The organism is Streptacidiphilus sp. MAP12-16 (assembly GCF_041262165.1).
Taxonomy (GTDB): Bacteria; Actinomycetota; Actinomycetes; order Streptomycetales; family Streptomycetaceae; genus Streptacidiphilus.
This window is the reverse complement of sequence record NZ_JBGCBY010000074.1, coordinates 1-2424: the sequence shown is the minus strand read 5'-3', so window position 1 is coordinate 2424 and position 2424 is coordinate 1. Positions and strand designations below refer to the sequence as shown.

Here is a 2424-nt window from a genome sequence, read left to right as displayed (position 1 = left end):
AGTCCAACTGGTGGTCTCCGACGCCCATTCGGGCCTGGTCAACGCCATCGGCGCGACTCTGCCCGGGGCCGCGTGGCAGCGGTGTCGCACCCACTGGAGCCGTAAAGAATCAACATGTTGGCGTGTCATGGCTGGCTGAAGCTGTGGCGAGGAGTTCAGCTGCCGTGCGAATACGTGTGGGTGCGGGTGCTGGCGTATGCCCGGCTCGCTGGAGGAGTGGGCGTGTCTCGCGGATGACGTTGCCGATGGAGGACCGGCTGACGTCCCCGAGTGCGTCGGCGAGGACGTCCATCGTGCACAGGCCGCGCTGGTAGAGAACGGTCAGCACGACGCGTTCCTCGTTGCTGATCTTCTGGGGGAAGATGCCGCCGCGGGTGCCCGGCTGGCGTTCGTCGCCGCGTCGCTGGTAGCCGAGCCGCTCGATCTGGGCTGCCTGCTGGGGCTGGAGGCGTCGAACGAGATCGTCCAACTCGGCGCGGGTCAATGCAGTCAGGGTCGGCGCCGAGAGCTTTCCCATGATCGCGGTCCGGGTCGGGGCGGTGTCGTGGTCGAGGAACGTGAGCAGGTCGCGGGTGGTTTTGAAGCGGACCGCTGCTGCGCCTGACTGGTGACCGTGGTCCTCCAGCACCCGGTGGGTCTCCTTGACCAGGTCGCCGATGCAGGCGCCGGTGGTCTCGAGAAGGTCGCCCAGGACAGTCAGTGAGCACACCTGCCGCTGGTAGAGCAGGGTGAGCAGGATGCGGGCACCGTCATCGAACAGCGGCTTGCTGCCGCGGAGCTTGCCGGTGGCCCGGCGGGCCCGACCGCCTCGTTGCTCGCTGTAGCGCTCGTGGGAACGCGCGGCCTGCAGCGGTGCCAACACCGTGCAGAGCAGGGAGAGTTGCTCCTGGTCCAGGCCGGTCAGCCGGGTGTCGTCGAGTCGGTGGAGGATCTCCTGGCGGCGGTGCGCGGCCGTCGAGCGTTCGTCGGGGCTGCCCTCGACCATCGCGTGTGCGTTGTCCTCGGGGTGGAGGGTGTAGTTCCAGGTGCCGTGCACGGCGTGGCGCTCCAGAGGTAGTGCCTCGAGGCGCTCTTTGCTGATCGCGACTCCGACGGGGTAGTCGCCGTTGTCGAGGTGGGCCTCGACCCGCAGTCCGGTGCGGGTGGTCGTGGACGCGATCGTCTGCACGACCACATCGTGGCTGGTCAGCGGGCATCCCCGCCAGTTGAGTGTGATGTGGGAGAACAGCCGGTGCTCGATTTTGTTCCACTTGCTTGTTGCCGGAGGATAGTGACAGACGGTGATGGCCAGGCCCGTTTCGGCGGCCAGGGCGGCCAGTTCGCTCTTCCATACGCGGTGGCGGTAGCTGTTGGAGCCGCCTGCGTCGGCGGTGATCAGCAGGCGTGACGCGGCGGGGTAATCGAGACTGCCGCGGGTCTTCCACCAGCGTCGGATGGACTCCACCGCGAAGACCGAGGTGTCGTGGTCGACGCCGACGTTGACCCAGCCGGTGTCACGGGACACGTCGTAGATCCCGAAGGGGATAGCCTGCTCGACGTCGGGGCCGGTGAAGTAGAAGTGGTGGTCCTCGACGTGGACGGGGTCTCCGGCGGGTCGCCATTCGCGACCGGCCATGGGCAGCCGTCCGAGATGCTCGCGCTTCTTGGTGTCCACACTGATCACCGGCTGACCAGCGCACTGATGGTGCGTCGCCTGTTCGTTGATGTATCTGAACTGGGCATCGCGGTCGGGATGCTGGGCGCCTTCCAGAGTCTTGGCATTGGCCTGCAGGCTGAACCCGGCCGCTTTCAGCAGCCTCCCCACCGTGGGCGCTGAGACCTGATGCCCCTGCCGGATCAACTCGTCCGCCAGATGCCGCAACGACTTGGTCGTCCACCGCAGCGGTGACATCGGGTCACCGCGCTCCTCCGGCTCCACCAGGGCCAGCAGGGCGTCGACCACCCCAGGATCGACCGATTCGACCACACGGCGACCACCACCCGGGGCGCGGACGCGCCCGATGGGCAGCGGTGCCATCCCCGCATCCAACTCTTCGACCCCGCGACGCACAGTGGTCTCGCTCATCCCAGCGGCCCTTGCAACCGCCCGCACTCCGCCATGGCCGAGCAACCTCGCCTCGGCGGCCACCGCAAGGCGCCGCTGACGCTCGTTGAGGTGCGGCAGTAACACCGAGAAACGGTTGATGAGTTGAGATGCAATCTCCTGCTTGATCGCCATACCAGCTCAACGAGCCGACAAGCGTGAAGCAACACCTTGATTCTTTACGGCTCCAACTACGCCCGGAATTTGCTATCGCAGGTACCCAAGAGCGCCCAGCCGTGGGTGGCCACGCTGCTGCGGACCGTCTTCGAGCAGCCCGATGCCGCCGCGGTGCGTGCGCAGATGGCCAAGGTCATCGCCGGCCTGGACGAGAAGTTCCCCAA

At 66.9% G+C, this 2424-nt stretch carries 2 protein-coding genes and 1 pseudogene; 2 read left to right on the top strand and 1 reads right to left on the bottom strand.

The annotated features are described in order from the left end of the window. Positions 1-100 (top strand): annotated as a pseudogene (locus ABIA33_RS37990) (transposase); the annotation flags it as partial. A gap of 9 nt (positions 101-109) precedes the next feature. Here ABIA33_RS37990 and ABIA33_RS37985 read toward each other — a convergent pair. Then, positions 110-2218 carry an ISAzo13 family transposase gene (locus ABIA33_RS37985; protein ID WP_370088801.1) on the bottom strand — a complete coding sequence of 703 codons (2109 nt, stop codon included), beginning with the start codon at positions 2216-2218 and terminating at the stop codon, positions 110-112. 36 nt (positions 2219-2254) lie between these two features. Between ABIA33_RS37985 and ABIA33_RS37980 the strand changes: the two genes are divergently transcribed. Next, the coding region (locus ABIA33_RS37980) for a transposase (protein WP_370088803.1) at positions 2255-2424 on the top strand (170 nt) is incomplete at its 3' end.